Annotated in this window: 1 protein-coding gene; it reads left to right on the top strand. The window is 46.4% G+C overall.

Translation table 11 applies throughout. The features are described 5' to 3' along the window. A partial coding sequence (locus H2O73_RS20250) for an Hsp70 family protein (RefSeq protein ID WP_182110727.1) occupies window positions 1-931 on the top strand: 931 nt, incomplete at both ends.

Raw genomic sequence — 931 nt, 5'->3', positions numbered from 1 at the left:
TAGACGGCGACAAACCACGCGTGATTGAAAACGCGGAAGGTGAGCGTACAACCGCATCTGTTGTTGCATACACAGACGGCGAAACGCTAGTAGGCCAACCTGCTAAACGTCAAGCAGTAACAAACCCAACTAACACGCTATACGCAATTAAGCGTCTTATCGGTCGTCGTTTCGAAGACGAAGAAGTTCAGCGTGATATCGAAATCATGCCTTACAAAATTGTTAAGGCTGACAACGGTGATGCATGGGTAGAAGCGCAAGGCCAAAAAATGGCGGCTCCTCAAGTTTCAGCTGAAATCCTGAAAAAAATGAAGAAAACTGCTGAAGACTTCCTAGGTGAGGAAGTGACTGGCGCAGTTATCACTGTTCCTGCTTACTTTAACGATGTACAACGTCAAGCAACCAAAGACGCTGGCCGTATCGCAGGTCTAGAAGTAAAACGTATCATCAACGAACCAACAGCAGCAGCGCTAGCTTACGGTCTAGACAAGTCAGGCGGCGACCGTACTATCGCGGTTTACGACCTTGGTGGTGGTACATTCGATATCTCTATCATCGAAATCGATGAAGTTGAAGGCGAGAAAACGTTCGAAGTTCTAGCAACTAACGGTGACACTCACCTTGGTGGTGAAGACTTTGATAGCCGTCTAATCAACTACCTAGTAGACGAGTTCAACAAAGAGCAAGGTATCAACCTTAAGAACGATCCACTTGCAATGCAGCGTGTTAAAGAAGCGGCAGAGAAAGCGAAGATTGAGCTTTCTTCTACGACTCAAACTGACGTAAACCTACCTTACGTAACTGCAGATGCAACGGGTCCTAAGCACATGAACGTGAAAGTGACTCGTGCGAAACTAGAATCTCTAGTTGAAGACCTAGTTCAACGTTCTCTTGAGCCACTAAAAGTTGCTCTAGCTGACGCAGACCTATC

This window comes from Vibrio marinisediminis, assembly GCF_014050145.1.
GTDB lineage: Bacteria > Pseudomonadota > Gammaproteobacteria > Enterobacterales > Vibrionaceae > Vibrio > Vibrio marinisediminis.
The sequence above is the reverse complement of the archived record's forward strand: the minus strand, read 5'-3'. Positions and strand labels throughout refer to the sequence as shown.